This is a genomic window from Dokdonella sp., from assembly GCF_051958935.1.
In the GTDB taxonomy this organism is placed as follows: domain Bacteria; phylum Pseudomonadota; class Gammaproteobacteria; order Xanthomonadales; family Rhodanobacteraceae; genus Dokdonella_A.
Genome location: NZ_JBQCFP010000078.1, coordinates 1 through 21,857, shown reverse-complemented (window position 1 = coordinate 21,857; position 21,857 = coordinate 1). Strand labels below are relative to the sequence as shown.

The 21,857-nt window shown below is 69.8% G+C and carries 23 protein-coding genes; 15 read left to right on the top strand and 8 right to left on the bottom strand.

Features of this window, described 5'->3' with window-relative positions; all coding sequences use genetic code 11:
• Positions 1 to 9: 9 nt before the first annotated feature.
• On the bottom strand, positions 10 to 1,458 hold the full coding sequence (locus tag ACTHK2_RS06995; protein WP_440244989.1) for a hypothetical protein: 1,449 nt from the start codon (positions 1,456 to 1,458) through the stop codon (positions 10 to 12).
• 252 nt (positions 1,459 to 1,710) lie between these two features.
• Here ACTHK2_RS06995 and ACTHK2_RS06990 point away from each other — a divergent pair, with 252 nt between their 5' ends.
• Positions 1,711 to 2,385 carry a class I SAM-dependent methyltransferase gene (locus ACTHK2_RS06990; protein WP_440244988.1) on the top strand — a complete coding sequence of 225 codons (675 nt, stop codon included), beginning with the start codon at positions 1,711 to 1,713 and terminating at the stop codon, positions 2,383 to 2,385.
• A gap of 184 nt (positions 2,386 to 2,569) precedes the next feature.
• A complete protein-coding gene (locus tag ACTHK2_RS06985; RefSeq protein ID WP_440244987.1) occupies positions 2,570 to 4,018 on the top strand; it encodes an alpha/beta fold hydrolase in 1,449 nt (482 codons plus the stop codon).
• Positions 4,019 to 4,031: 13 nt separating this feature from the next.
• On the opposite strand, the gene ACTHK2_RS06980 is transcribed toward ACTHK2_RS06985, so the two are convergent.
• Positions 4,032 to 5,204, bottom strand: coding sequence for a hypothetical protein (locus ACTHK2_RS06980; RefSeq protein WP_440244986.1), 1,173 nt, complete (start codon positions 5,202 to 5,204; stop codon positions 4,032 to 4,034).
• A 136-nt stretch (positions 5,205 to 5,340) separates the two neighbouring features.
• Between ACTHK2_RS06980 and ACTHK2_RS06975 the strand changes: the two genes are divergently transcribed.
• The gene (locus ACTHK2_RS06975; RefSeq protein ID WP_440244985.1) at positions 5,341 to 6,285 is read left to right on the top strand and encodes an ABC transporter ATP-binding protein; all 945 of its coding nucleotides are present in this window, start codon (positions 5,341 to 5,343) and stop codon (positions 6,283 to 6,285) included.
• Positions 6,282 to 7,043, top strand: coding sequence for an ABC transporter permease (locus ACTHK2_RS06970; protein ID WP_440244984.1), 762 nt, complete (start codon positions 6,282 to 6,284; stop codon positions 7,041 to 7,043). The genes ACTHK2_RS06975 and ACTHK2_RS06970 overlap by 4 nt, the downstream gene beginning before the upstream one ends.
• Before the next feature lie 48 nt (positions 7,044 to 7,091).
• On the opposite strand, the gene ACTHK2_RS06965 is transcribed toward ACTHK2_RS06970, so the two are convergent.
• On the bottom strand, positions 7,092 to 7,430 hold the full coding sequence (locus tag ACTHK2_RS06965) for a hypothetical protein (protein WP_440244983.1): 339 nt from the start codon (positions 7,428 to 7,430) through the stop codon (positions 7,092 to 7,094).
• Between the two features lie 288 nt (positions 7,431 to 7,718).
• Here ACTHK2_RS06965 and ACTHK2_RS06960 point away from each other — a divergent pair, with 288 nt between their 5' ends.
• Positions 7,719 to 8,783: a phytanoyl-CoA dioxygenase family protein gene (locus ACTHK2_RS06960; protein ID WP_440244982.1), complete on the top strand. Its 1,065-nt coding sequence runs from the start codon at positions 7,719 to 7,721 to the stop codon at positions 8,781 to 8,783.
• A complete protein-coding gene (locus ACTHK2_RS06955; protein ID WP_440244981.1) occupies positions 8,770 to 9,408 on the top strand; it encodes a hypothetical protein in 639 nt (212 codons plus the stop codon). The genes ACTHK2_RS06960 and ACTHK2_RS06955 overlap by 14 nt, the downstream gene beginning before the upstream one ends.
• Positions 9,409 to 9,437: 29 nt before the next feature.
• On the opposite strand, the gene ACTHK2_RS06950 is transcribed toward ACTHK2_RS06955, so the two are convergent.
• Positions 9,438 to 10,781 (bottom strand): hypothetical protein, encoded by a 1,344-nt coding sequence (locus tag ACTHK2_RS06950; RefSeq protein ID WP_440244980.1) that lies wholly within the window; start codon positions 10,779 to 10,781, stop codon positions 9,438 to 9,440.
• A gap of 256 nt (positions 10,782 to 11,037) precedes the next feature.
• Here ACTHK2_RS06950 and ACTHK2_RS06945 point away from each other — a divergent pair, with 256 nt between their 5' ends.
• Entirely contained in the window at positions 11,038 to 11,283 is a 246-nt protein-coding gene (locus ACTHK2_RS06945; RefSeq protein ID WP_440244979.1) for a hypothetical protein, read from the top strand.
• Positions 11,284 to 11,382: 99 nt separating this feature from the next.
• Positions 11,383 to 11,724: a hypothetical protein gene (locus tag ACTHK2_RS06940; protein WP_440244978.1), complete on the top strand. Its 342-nt coding sequence runs from the start codon at positions 11,383 to 11,385 to the stop codon at positions 11,722 to 11,724.
• Positions 11,725 to 12,113: 389 nt separating this feature from the next.
• Here ACTHK2_RS06940 and ACTHK2_RS06935 read toward each other — a convergent pair whose 3' ends face one another.
• Positions 12,114 to 12,692 (bottom strand): gamma-glutamylcyclotransferase, encoded by a 579-nt coding sequence (locus ACTHK2_RS06935; RefSeq protein WP_440244977.1) that lies wholly within the window; start codon positions 12,690 to 12,692, stop codon positions 12,114 to 12,116.
• Positions 12,693 to 12,805: 113 nt separating this feature from the next.
• On the opposite strand from ACTHK2_RS06935, the gene ACTHK2_RS06930 reads away from it, so the two are divergent.
• Complete coding sequence (locus ACTHK2_RS06930; RefSeq protein WP_440244976.1) at positions 12,806 to 13,210, top strand: hypothetical protein; 405 nt, start codon at positions 12,806 to 12,808, stop codon at positions 13,208 to 13,210.
• The gene (locus ACTHK2_RS06925) at positions 13,189 to 13,989 is read left to right on the top strand and encodes a hypothetical protein (protein ID WP_440244975.1); all 801 of its coding nucleotides are present in this window, start codon (positions 13,189 to 13,191) and stop codon (positions 13,987 to 13,989) included. Before ACTHK2_RS06930 ends, ACTHK2_RS06925 begins: the two co-directional genes overlap by 22 nt.
• A gap of 160 nt (positions 13,990 to 14,149) precedes the next feature.
• Here ACTHK2_RS06925 and ACTHK2_RS06920 read toward each other — a convergent pair whose 3' ends face one another.
• Both ACTHK2_RS06920 and ACTHK2_RS06915 read right to left on the bottom strand, forming a co-directional pair.
• On the bottom strand, positions 14,150 to 14,695 hold the full coding sequence (locus tag ACTHK2_RS06920) for a hypothetical protein (protein WP_440244974.1): 546 nt from the start codon (positions 14,693 to 14,695) through the stop codon (positions 14,150 to 14,152).
• Between the two features lie 242 nt (positions 14,696 to 14,937).
• Positions 14,938 to 15,447, bottom strand: a complete 510-nt coding sequence (locus ACTHK2_RS06915; RefSeq protein WP_440244973.1) for a rhodanese-like domain-containing protein — start codon at positions 15,445 to 15,447, stop codon at positions 14,938 to 14,940.
• 134 nt (positions 15,448 to 15,581) lie between these two features.
• Here ACTHK2_RS06915 and ACTHK2_RS06910 point away from each other — a divergent pair, with 134 nt between their 5' ends.
• Positions 15,582 to 16,967, top strand: coding sequence for a choice-of-anchor Q domain-containing protein (locus tag ACTHK2_RS06910; RefSeq protein WP_440244972.1), 1,386 nt, complete (start codon positions 15,582 to 15,584; stop codon positions 16,965 to 16,967).
• A gap of 121 nt (positions 16,968 to 17,088) precedes the next feature.
• The gene (locus ACTHK2_RS06905) at positions 17,089 to 17,766 is read left to right on the top strand and encodes a hypothetical protein (RefSeq protein WP_440244971.1); all 678 of its coding nucleotides are present in this window, start codon (positions 17,089 to 17,091) and stop codon (positions 17,764 to 17,766) included.
• A gap of 7 nt (positions 17,767 to 17,773) precedes the next feature.
• Here the strand turns inward: ACTHK2_RS06905 and ACTHK2_RS06900 are convergent, their stop codons facing one another.
• Positions 17,774 to 19,177, bottom strand: a complete 1,404-nt coding sequence (locus ACTHK2_RS06900) for a hypothetical protein (RefSeq protein ID WP_440244970.1) — start codon at positions 19,175 to 19,177, stop codon at positions 17,774 to 17,776.
• Between the two features lie 171 nt (positions 19,178 to 19,348).
• On the opposite strand from ACTHK2_RS06900, the gene ACTHK2_RS06895 reads away from it, so the two are divergent.
• The 3 genes from ACTHK2_RS06895 to ACTHK2_RS06885 all read left to right on the top strand — a co-directional run.
• Positions 19,349 to 19,939 (top strand): hypothetical protein, encoded by a 591-nt coding sequence (locus ACTHK2_RS06895; RefSeq protein ID WP_440244969.1) that lies wholly within the window; start codon positions 19,349 to 19,351, stop codon positions 19,937 to 19,939.
• 136 nt (positions 19,940 to 20,075) lie between these two features.
• Positions 20,076 to 20,654, top strand: a complete 579-nt coding sequence (locus ACTHK2_RS06890; protein ID WP_440244968.1) for an ECF-type sigma factor — start codon at positions 20,076 to 20,078, stop codon at positions 20,652 to 20,654.
• Positions 20,651 to 21,857, top strand: a 1,207-nt coding sequence (locus ACTHK2_RS06885) for a serine/threonine-protein kinase (RefSeq protein ID WP_440244967.1), incomplete at its 3' end; no start/stop codon positions are given. The genes ACTHK2_RS06890 and ACTHK2_RS06885, both read left to right, overlap by 4 nt.

Sequence of the window (21,857 nt, the reverse complement as noted above, 5' to 3'; positions counted from 1 at the left end):
CCGAGCTGCTCAGCGCACGACGATCCCGTCGAAGCCGTTGGCGAAGATGACGTCACGGACGAGGCGCGTGACGACGTGGTCGGCGTCGGGGACGGGGAAGTTGTAGTCCCAGAGGCGCGCGCCGCCGACGAGCACGCGGTCGTCGGCGTCGACGAGCAGCGACATCGGCCAGCCTTGCGGCTGCACGAGCGACGGGTATTCGAACGACACGGTCGCGGTGGGTCCGTTGCCGGCGGCGTCGAACTGGAGGACCGATTGCAGGCTGTCGGAGATGTAGTCGTCCGGCAGGAGGCCGTTCGACGGCGTCGACACGAGGAGGTCGCCGTTCGGGCGCACGGCGAAGTCGGTCACCTGCAGGTTGATGCCGGCATCCGCATGCGAGAGGCCGTCGACGCCGAAGCCGGGCGAGCGCGTGCCGTCCGGCTGCAGCGAAAGGAGCAATATGCCGGTGATCGAGTTGAAGAACTCGTCGTCGTGGTTCGCATTGCCGGCGGCGACGATGCGGCCATCATCGAATACATGCAGCGCGCGCACCGTCAGCTCGTCGCGGTTCACGCCATTCTGCAGCGACGCCCACGCGTATCCGCCGTCGCCGAATGCGCTGTCGGGCGCGCCGGTGTCCGCGTCGAGCGCGAGCACGTACGCCTTGGTGCCGCGGTCGTACTGCGCCGAGCCGGCGACGAGGAGGTCGCCGTTCGCCGCGAATGCGGCCGCATAGGCGAAGTCCCAGCTGTCCTCGATGAGATTGGGGTCGAACACGACGGAGCCCGGCAGCGGGCCGCTGCCATCGCCGAAGCTCGCGACGGACGCGCCGGTCGCGGCATCGAGCTTGGCGACCACGATGGCGCTGGAACTGCCGAACTTGCCACCCGGGTCGGTGTTGCCGATCACGTACAGTGCGCCGTCGCGATGCAGGATGCGCGCACCGTCGCTGTTGAAGCCCGGGGCATTGAGCGGCAGCTCGACCGAGCCCGCGTCGCCGAACCCTGCGCACGGCGTGCCGTCGAGCATGACGCAGGCGACGACCGCGTCGCCGAGACCGCCGCCGAGGTAATGGATGCCGGTCAGATAGAAGCGATCCTCGACGAGGATCACGTCACGGATGAGATTGATCGCGGTGTCGGCGAGACGCTTGCCGCCGTCACCATAGCTCATGTCGAGCGCACCGTTCGCATCGAGGCGGGAGATCGCGAAGCGATCGCCGGTGGCGTCGGTACGATGAAAGCCGACCATCCAGGTGCCGCCGCCGTCGGCGGGGAGGAGCCGCACCACTTCGTCCCAGGTGCCCGCGTCGTCGTTGTAGTTGACGATCGTGTACCCGCCGGTGCCGTAGGAGGCGTCGACCATGAGGTCGGTGCCGATCGACGTGCCGATGACGTCGGCGCGGGCCGGGGGCGCGGCGAACGTGGCGGCAGTGAGGATCGCGATGGAACCGATGGCGAGGGCAGGTGTGCGCATGGGGACCTCTGGTCTGCGAAGGCAGGCAGCCCGCATTGCTTCGGAGCGCGCGGGCCGCGGCGCCGGAAGCCCTCGATCGTCGACACGCCGCGACACACTGTCAAACGAATCGGCTGGCAGATTTATGCCATGACACAAGTACGCCGACCGTGGGTTCGGAGCGATCGAGGCCGCACAGGCGGGAAGCGGGTTTCGTCCTGCGATATCTGGCGGTAAGATCGGTCGGATCGCCGTCCGGACGCGCAGGTTGCCGTGTCGTTCTCCGATCCCGAAACCGTCGCGCGTTATGCCGACGGCCCGGCGCGCCAGGTGCCGGGGCTGCATGCACTGCACACGATGACCCACTTGCTGCTCGCCGAGGCGATGCCGGACGACGGTCGCGTGCTGGTGCTCGGCGCGGGCGGCGGCCTGGAACTCCGGGTGTTCGCCGACGCGCATCCGGCGTGGCGCTTCACCGGCGTCGATCCGTCGGCCGAGATGCTCGCGCTCGCCCGCGCGACGCTCGATGAACGCCTGGCGGGCATCGAACTGCATGAGGGCTATATCGACTCCGCGCCGGAGGGACCGTTCGACGGCGCGACCTGCCTGCTCACCTTGCATTTCCTCGATGCGGCCGAACGACTGCGCACGCTGGCGCAGGTGCGCAGGCGCCTGCGCCCGGGTGCGCCGTTCGTCGTCGCGCATCACAGCTTCCCGCAGGAGGCGACGGAGAAGGCACGCTGGCTCGAACGCTATGCCGCATTCGCGACGGCGTCCGGCATCGACGCGGCGAATGCGCGCCGTGCGATCGATGCGATCAGCCGTCGACTGCCGCTGCTCGATCCCGACGCCGACGTCGCGTTGCTGAGCCAGGCGGGTTTCGAACGCATCGAGCTCTTCTATGCCGCGTTCACCTTCCGCGGATGGGTGGCAACGGCGCCGTCGTAGGACGCCCTTGGCGCACCGGGCGAAAGAGCATTCGCGGCAGGCGCCGCCCCATGAGATGCCGGCTTGCGCGGGTGGGCCGGGCGCATCGCGGAAAGCGGCGACGGAGCCGATCCCGAAAAAAGGCCGGCTCGGGCATAAACGCTGCACCGCCGCCCGGCATCCAATGCGCAAAGGGGAGGGCATCATGATGAATCGAGTCGGGCGGATGCTCGCGGTATTGTCGCTGCTGCTGGGCGTGGGCGTGGCGCCTGCGGGCGCGGGCGCGGCCTTCGGGTCCGCTTCGCCCCGCCTCGGCGACTGCCGGTTGCCGGACGTGCCGACGCTCGCGCGCTGCGGGACCTTCGACGTGCCGGAGAACCCGTCCCGGCCCGAGGGTCGCCATCTGTCGATCGCGGTCGCCGTGCTGCCTGCCAAACGCACGCCCGTGCGGCGCGATCCGATCGCGTTCTTCTCGGGTGGGCCGGGCCAGGCGGCGATCGATTCGGCCGCGGACATCGGCCTCGAGCTCGGTGCGATGTTCGAGGACCGCGACATCCTCCTGATCGATCAGCGCGGTACCGGCCGCTCCTCGCCGATCGCGTGCACGTTGCACGCGGACCGCGACGAGGCGGCGAGCCTCGCCCACTTCCTGCCGCCGGTGGTGGTCACGCGCTGCCGCGACGAACTCGCCGCGCGCGCCGATCTCACGCAGTACTCGTTCGCGCGGTTCGCCGACGACGTCGAACACGTCCGGCGTGCACTCGGCTACGGCCGGCTCAACGTCTATGCCTTGTCCTACGGCACGCGCGCGACGCAGGTGTACCTGCATGCCTACCCCGACTCGGTGCGCACCGCCTACCTCGGCAGCGTCGTGCCGATCGACGTGCCGTTTCCGCTGCCGTTCGCGCGCGCGTCGCAGGACGTGCTCGACGCGACGAGGGGCGCGTGCGAAAGCGACTCGCGCTGCGCTGCCGCGTTCCCTGCGTTGCGCGAAGAGACGAGGCAGGTGTTCGCGCGACTCGCCGATGGCGGAGTCGAGGTTCCCGTTGCCGACGCGCAAGCGCCGGTCACGCTGGACCCGGGCCGCGTCGCCGAACGCCTGCGCTTCATGATGTATTCGCCGGAGGGAGCCGCCGACGTGCCGTGGACGATCCATCGTGCGCACCGGGGAGACTGGAAGGCGCTCACCGACGGCATCCTCGAATCGGCGCGCGGGTTCGACCACCAGTTCAGCGCCGGCGTGTTCCTCTCGATCACCTGTGCGGAAGACGTGAGATACATCCGCGATGAGGAACTCGTCGCCGCGACGGCACACACGTGGCTCGGCGACTACCGCGTGCGCGAACAGCGCGCCGCCTGCGCCGTCTGGCCGCTGGCGACGCTGCCGCCGGGCTATCGTGCGCCGGTCGTGTCGTCCGTGCCGACGTTGTTCGTTTCCGGAGACATCGACCCCGCGACGCCGAAGGCATTCGCGGACCGCGTCGCGAAGGGCTTCGCGCGACGTGCCGACCTCCTGCTGCGCGGGCAGGGGCACTCCGGCTGGACGCGATGTGCGGCGCGCGCGTACGCGACGCTCGTGCGCATGGGGTCGGTCGAGGCCATCGACACCGCGTGTCCGGCCACGCCGCGACCGCCGTTCAAGATCGAGCCGTAGCCACCGGGCGCGCTCAGCCCTCGAAGCCGTCGCTGAAGATCGCGTCGTCGGTCCATTCGTAGGCACCGATGTCGATCGCGCCCGCCACGGCTCGCGCCGCGACGTTCGCCGGGTGGACGTAGATGCTCGCCGGCTGCAGCGTCTCGCCGCCGCCGCTGCCGGGCGCGATGCCTTGGTCGATCACGGCGCTCGCATCGGCGCGCAGGCGATAGTCGTAGTGCGCCGCGTCGACGAACAGGTCCGCGTTGCCCGCGTAGTTGTGATCGAGCACGGTGCCGGCCTGCGTGCTGATCGTGCCGCCGCCGAAGAAGATGTTGTTGCGCGCGAGCGCGGGCGTGCCGCCGCCGACCTGCAGGAACGTGCCGCTGCCGCGATCGTTGACGAACGTGTTGTTGACGACGAACAGGCGGAAGTCCGTGTTCGATCCCGCGCCTTCACTGAGGTAGTCGAGCATCGCGCCGTTCTGCGTCGTCGAGGGCTGCTGCACGAGGTTGCCGATGACGTAGGTAAGGCCGCCGTTGGGCAGGTTGATCTCGTAGCTCTCGCTGCCCGCTTCGCCGGTAAGGCGGTTGTAGAGGATGTCGTTGCGCTCGGCGCGCGACTTCAGGAGGTGCCCGACGATCGCGTCGTGCGACCAGTTGCCGCGGAATACGAGTCGACCGACATGGCCGATGTAGAGGTTGTGCGAGAAGCCGTCGCCCGCGCCATTGTGGGCGAACTCGCTGTACTCGATCGTGATCGTGCTCGCGGCGTCTTCGCCGGCGAGGATGCCGTTCTCGTTGTCGTGGAACCAGGCGTGGCGCACGGTCAGGTTCGTGCCCTGCTGGCGGATACCGGCGCCGTTCATGTCGGGCACGTGGCAGCCGGAGAGTTCGACGTTCTCGACCGTCGTGTCGGCGCCGGAAATCACCCAGATCGCCTTGCCCTGCGCGCTCGCGCCGTTCGCGTCGATGTGCGGCCGCCCGTTCACCCCACGCAGGGTCAGTCCGTTCTTCGACCACGCGCAGACGTCGCCGGCGTACTCGCCGGCGGCGTCGATGAGGATCGTGTCGCCGTCGGCGGCCGCGGCGATCGCCGCGCAAGGCGTCGCGTAGGCGTGGCCAGGACCGACCTCGAGCGTCGCCGTGGGCGCACTGATCGGGACGATGGCCAGTGTCGCCGCGACGGCGACGGGATGGATGCGCATGATCGGACTCCGCAAGGCCGGGATCATCGCACGCATGGGCGCGGCGGGCCGTGAGGCAGCGCACAGGGGACGCACCGTGCACGCGCCCCCGCCGACTCGGCTAGCATGGGCGGCTCCATCGCCCGCGAGACCCATCATGTCGCCGCCGATCATTTCCGTGCGCAACCTGGACAAGGTCTACGCGTCGGGGTTCCATGCCCTGCGCAACGTCGACCTCGACATCCGCCGCGGCGAGATCCTCGCGCTGCTCGGGCCGAACGGCGCCGGCAAGACCACGCTGATCAGCATCATCTGCGGCATCGTCAGGGCGTCCTCGGGCAGCGTGACCGTCGATGGCCACGACATCGTGCGCGACTACCGCGCCGCGCGCGCGAAGATCGGCCTGGTGCCGCAGGAACTGTCGACCGACACGTTCGAGAAGGTGTGGGCGACGTTGCGCTTCAGCCGCGGCCTGTTCGGCAAGGCGCCGGATCCGGCGCACCTCGAGAAGGTGTTGCGCGAACTCTCGCTGTGGGAAAAGCGCGAGAGCAAGATCATGACGCTCTCGGGCGGCATGAAGCGGCGCGTGCTCATCGCCAAGGCGCTCGCGCACGAACCGTCGATCCTGTTCCTCGACGAACCGACCGCCGGCGTCGACGTGGAGTTGCGCCACGACATGTGGCGGATGGTGCGCCGCCTGCGCGACGAGGGCGCGACGATCATCCTCACGACGCACTACATCGAGGAGGCGGAGGAGATGGCCGATCGCATCGGCGTGATCGCGAAAGGCGAACTCGTCGTCGTCGAGGACAAGGCGACGCTGATGCGCAAGCTCGGCCGCAAGCAGCTCACCCTGAGCCTGCGCGAGCCGCTCGAGCGCGTGCCGGACGTGCTCGCCGACCAGCCGCTCGAACTCGCGCAGGACGGCCACGCACTGGTCTACACGTTCGACACGCAGACCGAGGAAACCGGCATCGCCGCGCTGCTCAGGCGCCTCGCCGAGCTGGGCATCGACTTCAAGGACCTGCACTCGAGCGAGAGTTCGCTCGAAGAGATCTTCGTCGGCCTCGTGCACGGCAAGCCGCAGCAGGCCGCCGCATGAACCTGCACGCGATCAAGGCGATCTACCGCTTCGAGATGGCGCGCACGTTCCGCACGATCACCCAGTCGATCGCCTCGCCGGTGCTGTCGACGTCGCTCTACTTCGTCGTGTTCGGTTCGGCGATCGGCTCGCGCATGGGCGACATCGGCGGCGTCAGCTACGGCGCCTTCATCATCCCCGGCCTCATCATGCTGTCGCTGCTCAACGAGAGCATTTCGAACGCGTCGTTCGGCATCTACATGCCGAAATGGGCCGGCACGATCTTCGAACTGCTGTCCGCGCCGGTGTCCTTCATCGAGGTCGTGCTCGGCTACGTCGGCGCGGCGGCGACCAAGTCGGTCATGCTCGGCCTGCTCATCCTCGTCACCGCGCGCTTCTTCGTGCCGTACGGGATCGCGCATCCGTTCTGGATGGTCGGTTTCCTCGTGCTCACCGCGGTCACGTTCAGCCTGTTCGGCTTCATCATCGGGTTGTGGGCGGACGACTTCCAGAAGCTGCAGGTGATCCCGCTCATGGTCGTCACGCCGCTCACCTTCCTCGGTGGCGCGTTCTACTCCATCAACATGTTGCCGCCGTTCTGGCAGCGCGTGACGCTGTTCAATCCGGTCGTCTACCTCATCAGCGGCTTCCGCTGGAGCTTCTACGGCATCGCCGATGTCGACGTCGCGACCAGCGCACTCGCCACGCTCGGATTCCTGGCGCTGTGCCTAGTGGCGGTGTGGTGGATCTTCCGCACCGGCTACAAGCTGCGCAGCTGACGGGCCGGCGCGACGCGGGGCGGCGCGCAGCGCCGCCCCGCGCGGACATCACTCTTCGGAGAACTCGATCGGCGTGTCGAGGTCTTCGCAGAAGTTCTGCTTGCTCGGCGGGCTCGTGCTGCCGTCGCTGCATTGCGCGCGGATCCATTGCTCGCAACCCTCGTCGTCGGTGCTGCTGTCCCACACCATGGTCTCGGTCTTGCCCGGCGCGATGCCGCGGCCGATCTCGAAGTCCCCCCAGTTCTTCTTGTCTTCCGACACCTGCAGCTTGGTGATGCGCGTTTCGGTCGCGTTCTTCACCTTGAAATGCCATTGATCCGCCGCGCTGGCGTGCTGCGCGGGCAGCGCGAACGCAACGCACAACAGGGCGGCCTTGGCCGTGCTCATGATCGACATGCGTGTCCCCTGGTAAGTGGCGGCCCGCCCATGCGACGGACCAAAGAGTGCAGGGTGCCAGCCGACGCGAGCCGGTCCGGACGGCCTGCGAAAGGGCAGCGAGCAAGTTCAATGCCAGTCGCAAGCCCGCAAATCCGCACGCCCATGGCGCAGGCGCCGTGCGCTCGTGTCGTTTCCTGACAGCAGCCGCGTTCGAAACCGCCGCGTTCCGGCGCTGCGGCATAGCGCCGCCGCCGACGACGCCGGCCAAGCGTCGGCCGCCGCCGCTACACTCGCGCGATGGTCCGCGATCCTTCCGAGCTCGACGTTCCCGCCCTGCACGACTACTGGTTGCGTCGCATGCGCGTGCTGCGTGGCGAGCAGCTCGCCCGCGACCGGCGACGCGAACACCGCGATCGCATGCTCAGCGACAGCCTCGGCATCGGCCTCGAACAGATCGCGCGGTTCCTCGGCACGATGCCTTCCTACGAGGCGCTGCGTGGGTTCGTGCTCGAGTGCCACGGTGGCGCGATCGATCCCCGGCGCATCGCCTGGGTGAACGCCTTGCAGGAAGGGCATGGCTATCCGGACGATGTCATGCGGCGCCTCGCGAGCGTGCGCGAGCTCGCCCCGGTGCTCGATGAGGCCGCTCTCGCACACTGGGAAGAGCACGGCTACGTCGTGCTGCCGCACGCGATCACGGCGGAAGAATGCGCCGCAGCGAGCGCCGCCGTGCACGCGCATGTCGCGGCCGATCCCGCCGATGCGCGCACCTGGTACGCGTCGAACCTGCGCCAGGGCATCATGGTGCAGCTGTTCCAGCACGAGGCGTTCGAGCCCGCGCGTCGGTCGCTGCGCATCCACAAGGCGTTCGCGCAGCTCCTCGGCACCGACGACCTCGTGATGACGACGGATCGCTGTGGCTTCAATCCGCCCGAGGACGTGCGCTTCCGTTTTCCTGGCCCGCACCTGCATTGGGACGCGGAGCTCGTGCCACCGCTCGGGCTCGCCGTGCAGGGGATCCTCTATCTCACCGACACGCCAGCCGAGCAGGGCGCCTTCACCTGCATTCCGGGTTTCCATCGCGACATCGACGACTGGCTGCGCGCGTTGCCGCACGGTGCAGATCCGTATGCGCACATCCCCGCCGAGGCGGCACGGCCGATCGCGGGCTCGGCCGGCGACCTCGTCCTGTGGCATCACGCATTGCCGCACGCGGGCAGCGCCAACCGCGGCGTGCGGCCGCGCGTCGTGCAATACCTCGCGATGTATCCGGTGCGATGGCCGCCCGCCGAAAACACCGGCGCGACGGCTCGGCCCGCAGCGCGCCGCGGCGCGGGTGGAGCGCGCCATGCCGGGGCATGACGCCGCGCGTTGCGCAGCATGCGTCCGCTGCGAAGCAGCGATCGACGACATCGCTGCGCGCACGGGCTATCCGCGCGATACGGTCGCGTGGATACATGGAGCGGTCTCGTTCGTCGGGACGTGGCGGAGGAAGGGCGCCACTACCCACCATGTCGATGCCGCCGAATTTTGTCGCATGCTCGTCGCCGACCTGCCCGCGCGCACGGCCCAGCAGGCGCGTGTCGCGCTCGAAGCGATGGGGCTGCCGGCGAGCCGGGACATCGGGCGCATCGTTTATGCGCGCGTCGATGCGGGCTTGTGTGTGCCGGATGAGGGGGACAGCGAGGAGCATTTCGCGGCGATCTACACGCCAGCGACGATCGAAGCCCATGCCGCGCGGGTGATCGCGGCGCGCCCCCGCGACCTGCCAGTGCGCGCCCGGCAGCTTCTCGTCTGCGTGCTCGGCATCGTCGGCGCGCTGTTCTTCGCCCGGCAGTCTTTCGTCCCGGCGAATGCGGCGGTTGGCGGCGCCTTGCTCGGTGCCGCATGGTGGCTGTCGCGCTGGTCACGACCGACGCCGATGCGCTTCGGCTTGCCTTGGTCCACCTTGCACAGGGTCCCTCGCGCGGACGTGCACGATGCCTGATGGGCATCGCTCCGCAGTCGGCGACTGAGCTACCGGTTCGGGCGCTTGCTCCGTGCGGCCGCCACCGGCGGGTCGAAACCATCGGCGAAGATGGCATCGCCGCGGTCGCACGTGCCCTCCGCGTCGTACCGCGCGACCAGTGCATCGCTCGATCCGTTCGACCATGCGCTCGTGCCGAGCGTGAGCCATCCGGCGCCGTCGGCAACCGCGGCGACGCCGCTCGCGTAGCCGAGCGCATCGCTCGCCCGGCACGGCCGGCCGCCCGCATCGAACTCGGCCATTCGCGCGGCGACATGGCCCATGCTGTCCGCGAAGTCGAAGCCGCCGACGAGCAGGCGGCCCGCGGGAGTGCGCACGAGATCCGTCGGCGTGCCCGTGACGATGGCGTTCGCGTCTTCGCGTACGCTGCCATCGGCCGCGTCGAGGCGCAGCAGGCGGAAACCCTCCTGCGGCGGACCCGCGATCGCGGCGAACACGTCCGCATCGTGCACGACGAGGCCGGCCACATCGAGGCTGGCCAGGGGGCCGGCGGGGTTGGGCGCGACGCGCGTCCACGCGCGCTCGCCGTCGGCGCGCACCTTCCACACCCGTGCCTGGAACACGCCGGACGACGACTCCGGCGCCCCCGCGAACACGATGCCGTCGGCGGCGGGTTCGACACGGGCGAGGCCGAGCGGATTGCCGAGGTCGCCGTCTTCGCGATCGGTGAACACGACCTTGCCGTCCGCGTCGAAGCGCACGGCGAGGTAGCCGCCGCCGATCGCCACGCCGCGCCCGGCGACGACCGCGCCGCCGTCGGGCAAGGCGACGAGGTCGTCGGCACAAACGAACGGCTGGCCCGACGACCAGTGCCAGTCCGGCAGCGGCACGCCGGCGGCGGTATAGCGGAGCACGACGACGTCGCCGCCGCTGCTGGAGCCAACGAGCAGGCCGCCGTCGGAACTGCGCGCGACGCGGCGCGCCCCGCGGCCGAAACGACCGGTCCGCGTCGTATCGGACCATGCGGGGTCGCCGCTCGCGCCGTCGTAGGCGCGTATGCGGATCGTTGCGCCGTCGACGCCGTCGCCGTCGACGACGACGGTGCGAGCGCCGGCGAGTTCCGTCATCGCGATCGTTTCGCCACCGACACTCTCGCGCAGCCATTCGAACGCGCCGTCCGCATCGAAACGTACGAGCGTCGCGTGGCCGGTGGCGTGATGGACGACATGGACCGCGGCGAACACGGCGCCGTCCGCGCCGCGCAGCACCGCGGCTTCGGTGGCCGCGTGCAGCGGCTCGGGATGCTGCCAGGTCGATGACCATTCGGCCGTCCACGCAGACGATGCGCCCGGTGCGACGAGCAGGAGGAAGCATGGGAAGACGGAGCGGCGCATCACGGGATTCCGATGGTTGGGCTTGAAATCCATACGCAGTTTCGCACTCGCGGCCCTCATGCGGATACCGCCCGCACCGGCCTGGCCGACCTGAACGCGAAGCCGGTCTCGCCCTGGGAATTTCGTGACGCATGCCGCAACAGCGGACCGGGGTTCGGCACCGGTCGCCCCGCATTCAGCTCGCGCGACTAGCCTGAAACCGTCCGCCGGTCGCCTCCACCGCGGACGCCGCCCAGTTCCAAGGAGCAAGCCACGCATGAGCGTCGACTCGAACCTGCGCAACGCGATCCGCGCGATCGAAACGTTGAAGCGAACCCACGATGCGTCGGCGGCGTTGAAGCCGCTCGGCATGCCGATGACGGAGGAGGAACTGCGCGAGCGCGCCGAACTCGTCGAGAAGGTGATCCAGACGCGCGACAAGCTCAAGGCGCTGCGCGACCGCTCGGAAGCCCTGCGCGAATCGCTAGAGCGCTTTCGCAGGCGGCGGGCGGAATCGGCGTGACGCGCGTAGCCTCCTGAACGAAGGCGGCCATGGTCATCGCCGATTCATCGTCGACGCACTATCCGTGACGTCCGAACGTACCGTACGGAGAAAACTCCGATGACCCACCCGCACCTGCATGGACTCGAGGAGAGCCGTGAGCTCGGCTCGCCGCAGGACGAGCCGGCGACGCTCGCATCGAACGTGCTGGGTTTCATGCGCGACCGGCCGCTCGCGGTCTATCTCGGCGAGGACGGTTCGTTCCAGTGCGTGCCTGCATGCGCGCTCGGTGAGGTCGAGGTGGACGACATCGTCGGTGTGTATTCGCCGAAGGCCGCACGCGATGCGATCGCCGACGACATCCGCGCGTATGTCGAGGCGCGCTTCGGCAGCCGCCCGGGCGCCGAAGTGGGCAATCGCCGCTACGGCGTCGTAGACGGCGCTGCGGTGTGGGCAGCATGACGACCGAGGTTTGCGCGCCGTTGGAGTGATGCCATCCATCGACCCGCACGGCCCCCACCATCCCGCCTCCACGCGCAGATGATCCGAACCTGCCCGACACGCTGGAGACGACCGTCACCTCGCGCGAGGTTTCGTGCGGGACCGAACTCAGCGGGGTGCAGGAAGGCTACCTGCGGCGATCCCCTCGAAGCCCGCTGCCGCGGCAGGGAGGAGTCGCTGGTGCTGCTCGGCAAGCTCGTTCAATCGGTCTGACGACCGCGTAGGTCGGCCTTTGCGCCTTGCCCCGCCATGCAATAGCGCATCGTGGCGGAAGGCGCTTCCACAGAAGCGACGCTCGTACGCGGCCACCCTTCATCCGCTCGACCTGGACACGCAAGGCGGATCCGCGTTCACCGCGCAGTCAAGCCGGCGAGGCGGTGCAGTTCGCGCTCGATCGCGAACACGTGCGCATCCTCCGCATGCTGCGCGCGCAGCGCGTCGGCGAGATGGAGCACGTAGTCGCGATTTGCGCCGCTCGGCCCGTGCGCCGCGGCGATCTGGCGTGCGATCGCCGTGTCGGAGGCCGGCCCCAGCCACGCGGCGTTGTGTCCGTCGGCGATGTAGACGAGGCCGTCGACACGGCTGCCGTCGTCGAATACGAGTGGCTCGACATGCCGCAGGTAGCCGTTCTTCTCGCGATGATCGAGCGCATCGAACACCGCTGGCGTGACGAGATAGGCGACACCCGCGCAGCTCGCGCCGGGGTCGCGCGCGAGCGTGAGTACGCGCCCGGGTGCCTCCGGCGTGCCGCGGTGGTCGTGCGAACCCTGCCAGAAACGGCGCGACCAGCCATGGAGGTGGGCGTGCCGGCGGTCGAGGTAGTCGAAGTCCGCCTTCCAGATCAGCGAGCCGTAACCGAACAGCCAGACCGCCGGGGCGCCATCGAAGCGATGGCGCGCTCGATTGAGCGCGGTCGTGTCGTGCGTCATGCCGCGCATGATAGCGGCGCCGGGGCGCCGGTGGCGCCATGCGCGCAATGCCCGCACCGCGTGCGGTCGCACGCGCGTGTACGCTGTCGCCACCCCGATCGCGGGAGCGCGGCATGGCGATGGGCAAGGTGCCAGGGCAGGATCCCGACGCGTACGTCCAGGACGAGGTGATCGAGTGGGGCCATCTCGCCGACCCGTCGAACGGGCCAGTCCTGGTGATCCGCGCGGAGGAATCGCGCGTGCTGTCCGGCTTCCGGCGCGGCCAGCGCCTGCGCACGATCGAGCCGCGCCTGAAACCGGGCGGCAAGGATGAAATGGCGACGCTCGACCTGCGCGAAGGCTTGCGATCGGTACGCCGGTCGCGCGTCATCTCGTGCGTTGGGCCGTCGCATGAACGCGGGCGATGCATGAGCATGCGCCGGCGGTTTTGCCGTTCGCGCCTCGACGCAAGCATCCCGCCGACCTATGCTGGCCGCTTCGCTGCAGGAGGTGCCGCGTGTCTGTCCGATCGGTTTTGATCCTCGCGCTCGTCGCCGTCGCCGGCTGCGCGTCCGAGCCGCCGAAAGCGAACGCGCCGCTCGTGGCGCGCGCACCGTCGGCCGGCGAAACGTCCGCGATCGCCCGCATCGAAACCCGGGGGCGCGCGATCTACCGGCAGGACCTCGTCGCCCAGCGCGCGCGCGATGCACTCGCCGTGCAGGGTGTCGCGATGCCGCTGCCCGACGTCGGCGGCTGGGTCGTCACCGAACGGCCGGAAGGCACGCGCGCGAGCCTGTTCGTCGAGGACGCGGACGCGAACGCCCATGTCGGAGCGGACGTCCTGCTGCCCGCGCCGGGCAAGGGCTTGCCCGAGGTCATCCTGGAGCCGCAACGCGCGCCGGACCCGGCCGAGGCGGCGATGTACCGCGCGCGCCAGACCGCGCTCGCCAACGCGGACGAACTGTGCGGCGCCGCCTTCGGAACGGTGATCCTGCCCGGTGCGGATCGCGGCTGGGAGGTCTACCTGTTCCCGGAATCGGATCGGTCGAAGGTGATCCCGCTCGGGCCGCTGCTGCGCTTCGACGTCTCCGCCGACGGCGGCAACCTGCTGTCGACGCAGAAGTACTCGACCGAGTGCATCAGCATGGCCGACGACGACGCCGACCTGTACGTGAAGCTCGAAGGGCGGCCGCAGGACGAACTGCCGGTACCGATGGACGTGTTCCTGAGCCTCACCTATCCCAAGCCGATCATGCTCGCGACCGGCGGCCACCTGTGGCTGGTCGAGAACGGCCGCATCAAGCCGAAGGGCCCGTGAGGCGCGCATAGCGGAAGCGGCGCAATCGAGAAAAATCCCATTGGCCGTGTATGAGCCGACCGCGGGCGACGGCGGCGCTGCGGATAAGCCGGGGCGCACCGTCGCATACAGGCTGCGCTGCTACGGTGCTGCTCCCGGGCACGTCGGAGTTCACGCACACTCAGCGGCGCGTGAAATCCATGAGCCAGCTGGTTTCCCAGGTCGCGCCGCCGTCGGACGAGGTGGCTTGTTCCCAGTGCGCGCGCTCGGCGCCGTCGTGCGACCACTGGTAGCGGGTGCGCAGCGGTTTGCCGTCGACGACATCGTCGGAATAGAAGCGGCCGATGCCGTTCTCGAAGCGGCCTTTCACCGGCGGGTCGACCGCGCCGTGCGGAGTGCGGCCGTCGAACCACCAGATCGCCCATGTCGCCGTCTTCGGATCGTAGGTGCGCATCGCCGCCGCGCGGTAGCGTCCGCCCGGACGATCGAGCACGTTGTCCTCGAGGTTGCCGTAGCCCTCCATGATCTTGCGCGTGCTCATCGTGCCTTCGAACTCGATCCATTGCTTCGTCTTCGCGTTGATCAGCCGATGGTGGACACGCCAGTCGCCGATCACGAAATCGAAGTCGTGCAGGCCGGCAAGGTCGCCCGCATGGGGGTTTTCGGTTGCGGGCTGCGACGCGCGTGCGCACGCTGCGAATCCGGCGAATGCGAGGGACAGGGCCATGGCGGGCAGGGAACGTGTGAAGGGCATCGGTACGTCCTTGGCGAGCGCGGTACGCGCATGAGCAGGCTGCGCCGTCCGCCCACTCCCTCACAGGGCCATTCGCCCGCCGTGGCCCCGGGCCACTCGCATATCGAGGGCCGCAGCAGCCCGCGCGCCTTCGTCTGGCCGCTCGCTCTCGCGCTGCCACAACCGTCGACCGGGTCGGTGCACGGGACGCGCCCGTGCGGCAAGCGCGTCCGCGCTCAGCGCACTTCGTCGCCTTCGAACGGAATGCGCGTCGCATCCACCGGCAGCAGCGGGCCGAGTTCGTACACGTTCGTGTAGCCGTAGGACTTGAGCGACGTCCAGGTCGAGAGGTTCAGCGATGCGGTCGCCGCCTTCTCGGCGAACGCCTCCGGGCTGTTGCGGAAATTGTTGTTGCAGTAGATGAGGATCTTCGCGTCCTTGCGCGGCGCGATGCGCGCGAGCGTGTCCGCGGTGAACTCGGTGAACGGCAGGTTCACCGCGCCCTTCACGTGGCGCAGGCGGTAGCGCGCCTCGCTGCGTGCGTCGAGCACGATCACGCCGGGTTCGCGCATGAGCGCGAGGAACGTGTCTTCGTCGAGGCGGTGCGATTCGTGTTCGTGCTTGGAGGACGCGACGATGCGCTCGAAGCCGGCGTAGTCGATGAGCGGATTGGCGACCGTCCCGGCGGCATGCGCACTCGAGGCGATGCAGGCGAGGCAGAGTGCGCAAGCAACGATCCTGGACACGGCGATCCTCCGGCGGGCGCGATCGCGCCGTCCCGGCTTGGTGTCCGGGCGGCGCGGAAAGTTCGGCCGGCGCGATGTCCTTTCGCGCCACGCAACGGCGTTCCACGGGCCATCCCTGACCGCGAGGTTCGACCATGCGCCGCCCTGCCCATTCCTCCGTCCCCGCGTTGCGGCCGCTCGCCGCCGGCCTGCTCATGCTGTGCGGCGCCGCCGCGCACGCGGCGACGATCCCCGTCACCAACTGCCAGAACAGCGGCGCCGGGAGCCTGCGCGCCGCGGCGCAGGCCGCCGGCAATACGGATGTGATCGACCTCAGCCAGTTGCAGTGCAGCCTGATCACCCTGACCACGGGTCGTATCGAGCTGCCGAGCTTCGTCACGGTGCAGGGGCCTGGCTCGGGGGCACTCGCGATCGACGGCAATGCCTACGACCGCGTGTTCCAGCACCTCGGCTCCGGCGTGCTGACGATCAGCGGCCTCACCGTGCGCAACGGCAGCGGCTTCCTCGCCGGCGGGTGCATCTATTCGGGCGGCAACGTGCAGCTCACGGATGTCGCGATCCGCGGCTGCAAGCTCATGGGCATCGCCGGCACCAGCACGTATCGCGGTGGCGGCGTGTTCGTCGACGGCATCCTCGGCATGTCCGACAGCCACATCGACGACAACAGCGTGTACTCCGCGCTCGGCAACGCCGTCGGCGGCGGCGCGTACGTGCACGGCGACCTCACGATGGCGAACAGCACGATCAGCGGCAATCGCGCCGACAGCGTCGCCGCGAGCGGTGTCGCCGGTGGTGGCGGCGCGTTCGTGACCGGCGTCGTCGACACGAGCTATTCGACGCTCGCCGACAACGCGGTCTCCGCACTTGCAGCGCCGTTCGGCAGCGGTGGCGCGCTCGTCGCCGGCGGCCGCGCAAGCCTGCGCCATTCGACCGTCTCGGGGACTGAAGCCGGCTTCGTCGGCGGCGTCCAGCTCAAGGGCGGCAACACGACGCCGGCATCACTGATCGCCAACAGCACCATCTCCGGCAATCGCGCGACGGCGGCGACGATCGGCGGCGTCTATGCGAAGGCGGCGCTCACCGTCGCCAATGCGACGATCGCGTTCAATACGGAAGCCGTGCCGCTCGGCGCCGGCCTGTTCCAGACCGGTTTTGCGGCGAACCTGCAGAGCTCGATCATTGCGCGCAACGGCGGAGCGTCGGGTTCGGCCGACGTCGGCGAGGGCCTCGGCGCCTCGTTCGCCGGCGCCAACAACCTGATCGAAAACCATGGCACTTCGCCGGTGCCTGCCGACACGATCGCCGCGGATCCGCGGCTCGAGCCGCTCGCCGACAACGGCGGACGCACGCTCACCCACCTGTTGCGGCCGGGCAGCCCGGCGATCGATGCCGGCAACAATGCACAGGGTTCGCCGACCGACCAGCGCGGCGGCGCGTTCGCACGCGTGAACGGCGTCGCCGCGGACATCGGCGCGCTCGAGACCGACGGCGACCACCTGTTCGCCGACGGCTTCGACTGACCGTAGGAAGGAGGCGCGCAGCCGGTGCATGCTTCCGGGCCGCGGACGCGGCCTGCGTCGCAGGGTTGTTGCGAACGTGCGTGCGCCTTAGCCTTGGCGTCCGGGCCCGGGGGAATTCCCTATGCGACGCTGGCTGTTCGTACTTGCATTCACGTGCGCGTCCGTAGCGCTCGCGCGTCCCGCCCAGGTGCTCGCGCCCGGCGAACGCGTCGGCGGCGCGGACGCCGCGGCCCTGTCGGCGCGCTGGTGGCAGTGGGCATCGGTCGCGCCACCCGGGGCGCGTGCCTACGACGATCCGACCGGCGAGCATTGCGCCGATGCGCAGCAGGGTCCGGTGTGGTTCCTCGCCGGCACGAGCGGCGACGCCGCCGTCGAGCGCCGCTGCAGCGTGCCGTACGGCAAGCACGTGTTCTTCCCGATCATCGCGATGATGCAGCATTCGCCGCGCGGGCGGCACGTCCCGTGCGACACGCTGCGCGACGCGGCGGCGGTCAACAACGATTACCTGCAACATGCCATCGTGAAGATCGATGGCGTGATCGTGCCCGACGCGAGGCGTTTTCGCGCACGCAGCACGGCGTGCTTCGACGCCTACGAACGCGCGCCGTACGTGGACGAGCCGGGCGTGTTCGCGCCCGCGGCGAGCGACGGCTACTGGATCCTGCTCGCGCCACCTTCGCGCGGTCGCCACCACATCTCGGTGCGCGCGAATTACGCCAATCCCGCCGCCGGGGTCGCCGGCGGCGGGCTCGTTCAGTACTTCGACTACACGATCGACGTCGTCGACCCGTCGATCTGACGTCGGTTCAGTCGAGGCCGTCGGCGAACAGCAGGTCGTTCTCGACGCCCATCGTCGCCTGGGCGAACTTGCCGCCGCCGATGCAGGCGCGCATGCTCGCGACGATCCGGCCCGGCTCGACCAGCGGCTCGTCCACGTACGAGCAGTTGTTGCCGTCCGTCGCGATCGCGGTGAGGTAGCGCACCTTGCCGCCGTCGCCGAAGGTCGGGTCGAGGTCGAGCGACGGCGTCAGGCGGATCAGCGTAGCGCCGAGCGCGGAGCCCGATGCGCGGCTTTCGCCGAGGATGACGATCTTGCCGTCACCCTGGCGTGCGAACGAGAACGCCCGATCGTAGTTGTCGTTATCGTCGGCCGGATTAGCGCCGGCGAAGTCGAGGCTGTAGGCGCGTGCGCCGAACGGGCCGATCGAAGTATCGGGCTGTCCATCGGGCCGCCATTTGATCAGCACGACGTCGTAATACGAGTGCGGGCCGCCATAGTCGATGCCGGTGCCGACCTGCAACACCGAGCCGTCCGGCAGGAGCAGCGAGCCTTCGCTGAACACGCGCTTCAACAGATCACCGTAGGCCACGCCGAGATCGCCGGAGGCAATGCCCGGCGCGAAGTTGCCGTAGCCGGCGTCGAGCGTGCCATTCGATTGGAGGCGGTACACCGCCTGCCGACCCGACGCCGGGTTCGGCGCATAGAGGCCGGTCACGACGATGCGACCGTCGCGCATGATGTGCAGCCCTTTCACGTAGTTGATGATCTCGGCCGCCGGGAAATCGGCCTTGCCGTCGACGCCGAATCCGGCGACCGGCGCGCCGTCGGCGGTGTAGTGCGCGAGGGCGAGCCGTCGTGACGGCAGCGCGGAGGCGAAGCCCGCGACGACGATGCCGCCCTGCGGATCGATCTCGAGCTGGCGCGCATCGTCCTCGTTGGTGTTGCCGAGGTCGAACGCGATCGACAGCACGCCGGTACCGAGCAGGCTGTTGTCGAGCTCGCCCGCGGGCGTGAACCGGTAGACCTTGAAATCCGGGCAGCCGCCGAACGCAACCCAGATGCGACCCTGCGCATCGACCTCGGCGTCGCTCGTGAACGCGTCCGGGCAAGGCAACGGATAGGTGCGCACCCCCGCGTCGCCGAACGCGAAATCGGGGTAGCCGTCCGGGTCGAGGCGCCGGATCGACGTGCGCCAGTCGTCCTGCAGGTCCTTCACCCGGCCGATCAGGTACAGCTGTCCGTTCGGTGCACGCTTGAGTGCGGTGACGACCGAATCGAGCTGGATGCCGTAGGGATTGAGGTAGAAACCGAACCCCGGGAATTCGGCGTCGGTGCCGAAGGTCGCGTCGAGCGCGCCGTCTGCGGCGAATGCGGATGCGCCGGCGGACGCTGCGGCGAGGGCGGCGGTGAACAGCAGGGCGGTGCGCATGGCGGTCTCCTCATGGACTTGCCTCGGCATACGCAAGACCGGGGCGCGAGGGATCACGCGATCACGCCCGGCCTTCGCGTCCGGGGTTCCGCGCCGGCTATCGACGAGGCAAGATCGGCGATCGTGGCCGGGCGCACGCGTGCGACGGCCCGCCTGCCCGCCGGAGGTCCGATGCTCGCCACGCTCGTGCTCGTCCTCGCTCTCGCCGCCCCGCCGCAGGAACTGCCGCCGACGCGCGTGCAGGGCGAGGCGACCACGGTGATCGCCCAGTTCACGCCGGGCGAACGCTACCGTTTCCGCCTCGGTGGCGAGGCGGGCGAGTACAGCGAATGGGAGCGCAGCGGCCTCGCGCACTTCGATGGCCTCGCGACGACGATCCGCGTGGCCGCGGTGAAGGGCCGGCGCAGCGGCAAGTGGGCGTCGATCGCGCGCATCGACCTGTATGGTCCGGGCGATGCGGGGCTGCGCCCCCAGAAGTCGGTCATCCTGTCGGTCGATCGCACGACGCAGCAGGTTTCGCCGCAGCTGTGGCGCGGCAAGGACCTGCCGCGCGCGCCGTTCAACGTCGACCTTCCGCGCGGCGGGCCGATCGACCTGAAGATCCTCACCGACACGCCCGGCCAGCTCACGATCGCGTTCGGCGAAACGATCTTCCGCATAGAGGACGACTTCGAGATCACGTCCATCGGCGTGCTCGCCTCCGGTGTCGACGTGCGTTTCGACCCGTTCGTGCTGCTGCAGCGCCTGCCGCCGGCGCGCTGACCGCCGCCGCGTGCTTGCCTCGCGCGCGCAAAGGCCGAAGAATGGATCGACAGGGAAGGCGGGTTGCGGGGGCTCGAGCGATGCAGGCATACGGCCGGATGGATCGGCACACCGTTGCGCGAGCGCGGGTGGCCGCGTGACGGAAACGTCCGAAGAGGCGGTGCGCGAGCGCATCGAAGCCGCCGTGGCGACGGCGGCACCACGCGACCTCGCGCGCCTTGTGACCGAATTGCAGGCCGAACTGCGCCAGATCGCGCGCAGCCAGCGCCGGCGTGGCGCGGCGGCGCCGACACTGTCGACGACGGCGCTGGTCAACGAGGCCTACCTCAAGTTCTGTGGCTCGCCCGAGCTGTTCTCGCGCGTGGACCGCGATCATTTCCTCGCCATCGCCGCACGCGCGATGCGCCACATCATCGTCAACTACGCGCGCGACCGCGTCGCGCTCAAGCGTGGCGGCGGGGCCGTCGTCGAGCCGCTCGACGGCGTCGAGGTCGCCGCGGACTTCAGCGGGTTGCTCGAGCTCGACGACGCACTCGCGCAGCTCGAACGGGCGCGACCGCGCCTCGCCCAGGTGGTGCAGTTGCGCTACTTCGGCGGACTCGGCGAAGCCGAGGTCGCGGCCGTGCTCGGCCTCGACGTGAGCACCGTGCAGCGCGACTGGGTCAAGGCGCGCGGCTGGCTCTACGAGCGCCTGCATCCCGACGCGACGCGATGACCGCGCCGACCGCCGACGACTGGCAGCGACGCGAAGACCTGCTCGACGCGCTGCTCGCCCTGCGCGAGGACGAACGCGACGAGCGCCTCGCCGAGATCCAGCGGCAATCGCCCGACGACGCCGCCGCGTTGCGCGCGTGGCTGTCCGGCATCGAACGCTCGGGCGACTATCTCGGCGCACCCGCCGCGCATGCGCGCATCGGCGGTGCCGTGCTCGGCGCGTGGCGGCTCGACCGGCCGATCGGCCGCGGCGGCATGGGCGAGGTGTGGCTCGGCGCGCGTGCCGACGGCCTGTTCGAAAAGCAGGTCGCGATCAAGTTCATCGGCGATGACCGCCCCGCGCTGCGCCGCAGCCTCGAGGCCGAGCGACGCGTGCTTGCGGGGCTGCGCCATCCGGGCATCGTGCGCCTGCTCGATGCCGGCGCCGCCGACGATGGCCAGCCCTACCTCGTGACCGACTACATCGACGGCCTCACGCTCGATGCGTGGTTCGGGCGCGAACGACCCGCGCTCGCTGCGCGCGTGGAATTGTTCCGCGGCATCGCGGTCGCCGTCGGCTACGCGCACGAACGGCTCGTCGTGCATCGCGACATCAAGCCGGCGAACGTGCTCGTCGACGCGTCCGGCGCACCGCACCTGCTCGATTTCGGCATCGCGCACGCGCTCGCCGGCGACGGCGTCGCGGCGACCCTGGTCGCGCTGACGCCGGAATACGCCGCACCCGAACTCGTCACCTCGAACGCGGCCAGCGTCCGCTCGGACATCTACGCGCTCGGCGGCGTGCTGTATTTCCTGCTCGGCGGCCGCGCGCCGCTCGAACTCGCCGGCCTCGCGCTCGCGCCGATGGTGGAAACGATCCGCACGCAGGAGCCCGCGCGCATCGAGGTCACCGCGGATCCCGCGCTCGCCGCCGCGCCACGCCATCGCATCGCCGACCTCGAGGCGATCGCGCGCAAGGCGCTCGCGAAGGATCCCGCGCAGCGCTACGGCACGGTGGAGGCGATGCTGCGCGACATCGACGCCGCACTCGCCGACCAGCCGGTCGTGGCGCGCGAGGCCGGTCGGCGCGATCGCCTGCGCCGCTACCTCCGCCGCCATCGCGTCGCGGGCGGCGGCGGCGCGGCGTTGCGGCTCGCGCACGCGGCGGGGCTGGCCCGCCCCGGGGGGCAAGCGCGCGAGGGGCCCCAGCAGCAGGCGCGTGGCG

Coding starts and splice junctions, on each gene's coding strand:
- ACTHK2_RS06920 (WP_440244974.1), bottom strand. CDS start 14,695: ATGGCCCTGTCCCTCGCATTCGCCGGATTCGCAGCGTGCGCACGCGCG.
- ACTHK2_RS06930 (WP_440244976.1), top strand. CDS start 12,806: ATGGCGATGGGCAAGGTGCCAGGGCAGGATCCCGACGCGTACGTCCAG.
- ACTHK2_RS06910 (WP_440244972.1), top strand. CDS start 15,582: ATGCGCCGCCCTGCCCATTCCTCCGTCCCCGCGTTGCGGCCGCTCGCC.
- ACTHK2_RS06935 (WP_440244977.1), bottom strand. CDS start 12,692: ATGACGCACGACACGACCGCGCTCAATCGAGCGCGCCATCGCTTCGAT.
- ACTHK2_RS06970 (WP_440244984.1), top strand. CDS start 6,282: ATGAACCTGCACGCGATCAAGGCGATCTACCGCTTCGAGATGGCGCGC.
- ACTHK2_RS06940 (WP_440244978.1), top strand. CDS start 11,383: ATGACCCACCCGCACCTGCATGGACTCGAGGAGAGCCGTGAGCTCGGC.
- ACTHK2_RS06945 (WP_440244979.1), top strand. CDS start 11,038: ATGAGCGTCGACTCGAACCTGCGCAACGCGATCCGCGCGATCGAAACG.
- ACTHK2_RS06905 (WP_440244971.1), top strand. CDS start 17,089: ATGCGACGCTGGCTGTTCGTACTTGCATTCACGTGCGCGTCCGTAGCG.
- ACTHK2_RS06900 (WP_440244970.1), bottom strand. CDS start 19,177: ATGCGCACCGCCCTGCTGTTCACCGCCGCCCTCGCCGCAGCGTCCGCC.
- ACTHK2_RS06960 (WP_440244982.1), top strand. CDS start 7,719: ATGGTCCGCGATCCTTCCGAGCTCGACGTTCCCGCCCTGCACGACTAC.
- ACTHK2_RS06895 (WP_440244969.1), top strand. CDS start 19,349: ATGCTCGCCACGCTCGTGCTCGTCCTCGCTCTCGCCGCCCCGCCGCAG.
- ACTHK2_RS06965 (WP_440244983.1), bottom strand. CDS start 7,430: ATGAGCACGGCCAAGGCCGCCCTGTTGTGCGTTGCGTTCGCGCTGCCC.
- ACTHK2_RS06975 (WP_440244985.1), top strand. CDS start 5,341: ATGTCGCCGCCGATCATTTCCGTGCGCAACCTGGACAAGGTCTACGCG.
- ACTHK2_RS06995 (WP_440244989.1), bottom strand. CDS start 1,458: ATGCGCACACCTGCCCTCGCCATCGGTTCCATCGCGATCCTCACTGCC.
- ACTHK2_RS06985 (WP_440244987.1), top strand. CDS start 2,570: ATGATGAATCGAGTCGGGCGGATGCTCGCGGTATTGTCGCTGCTGCTG.
- ACTHK2_RS06955 (WP_440244981.1), top strand. CDS start 8,770: ATGCCGGGGCATGACGCCGCGCGTTGCGCAGCATGCGTCCGCTGCGAA.
- ACTHK2_RS06980 (WP_440244986.1), bottom strand. CDS start 5,204: ATGCGCATCCATCCCGTCGCCGTCGCGGCGACACTGGCCATCGTCCCG.
- ACTHK2_RS06950 (WP_440244980.1), bottom strand. CDS start 10,781: ATGCGCCGCTCCGTCTTCCCATGCTTCCTCCTGCTCGTCGCACCGGGC.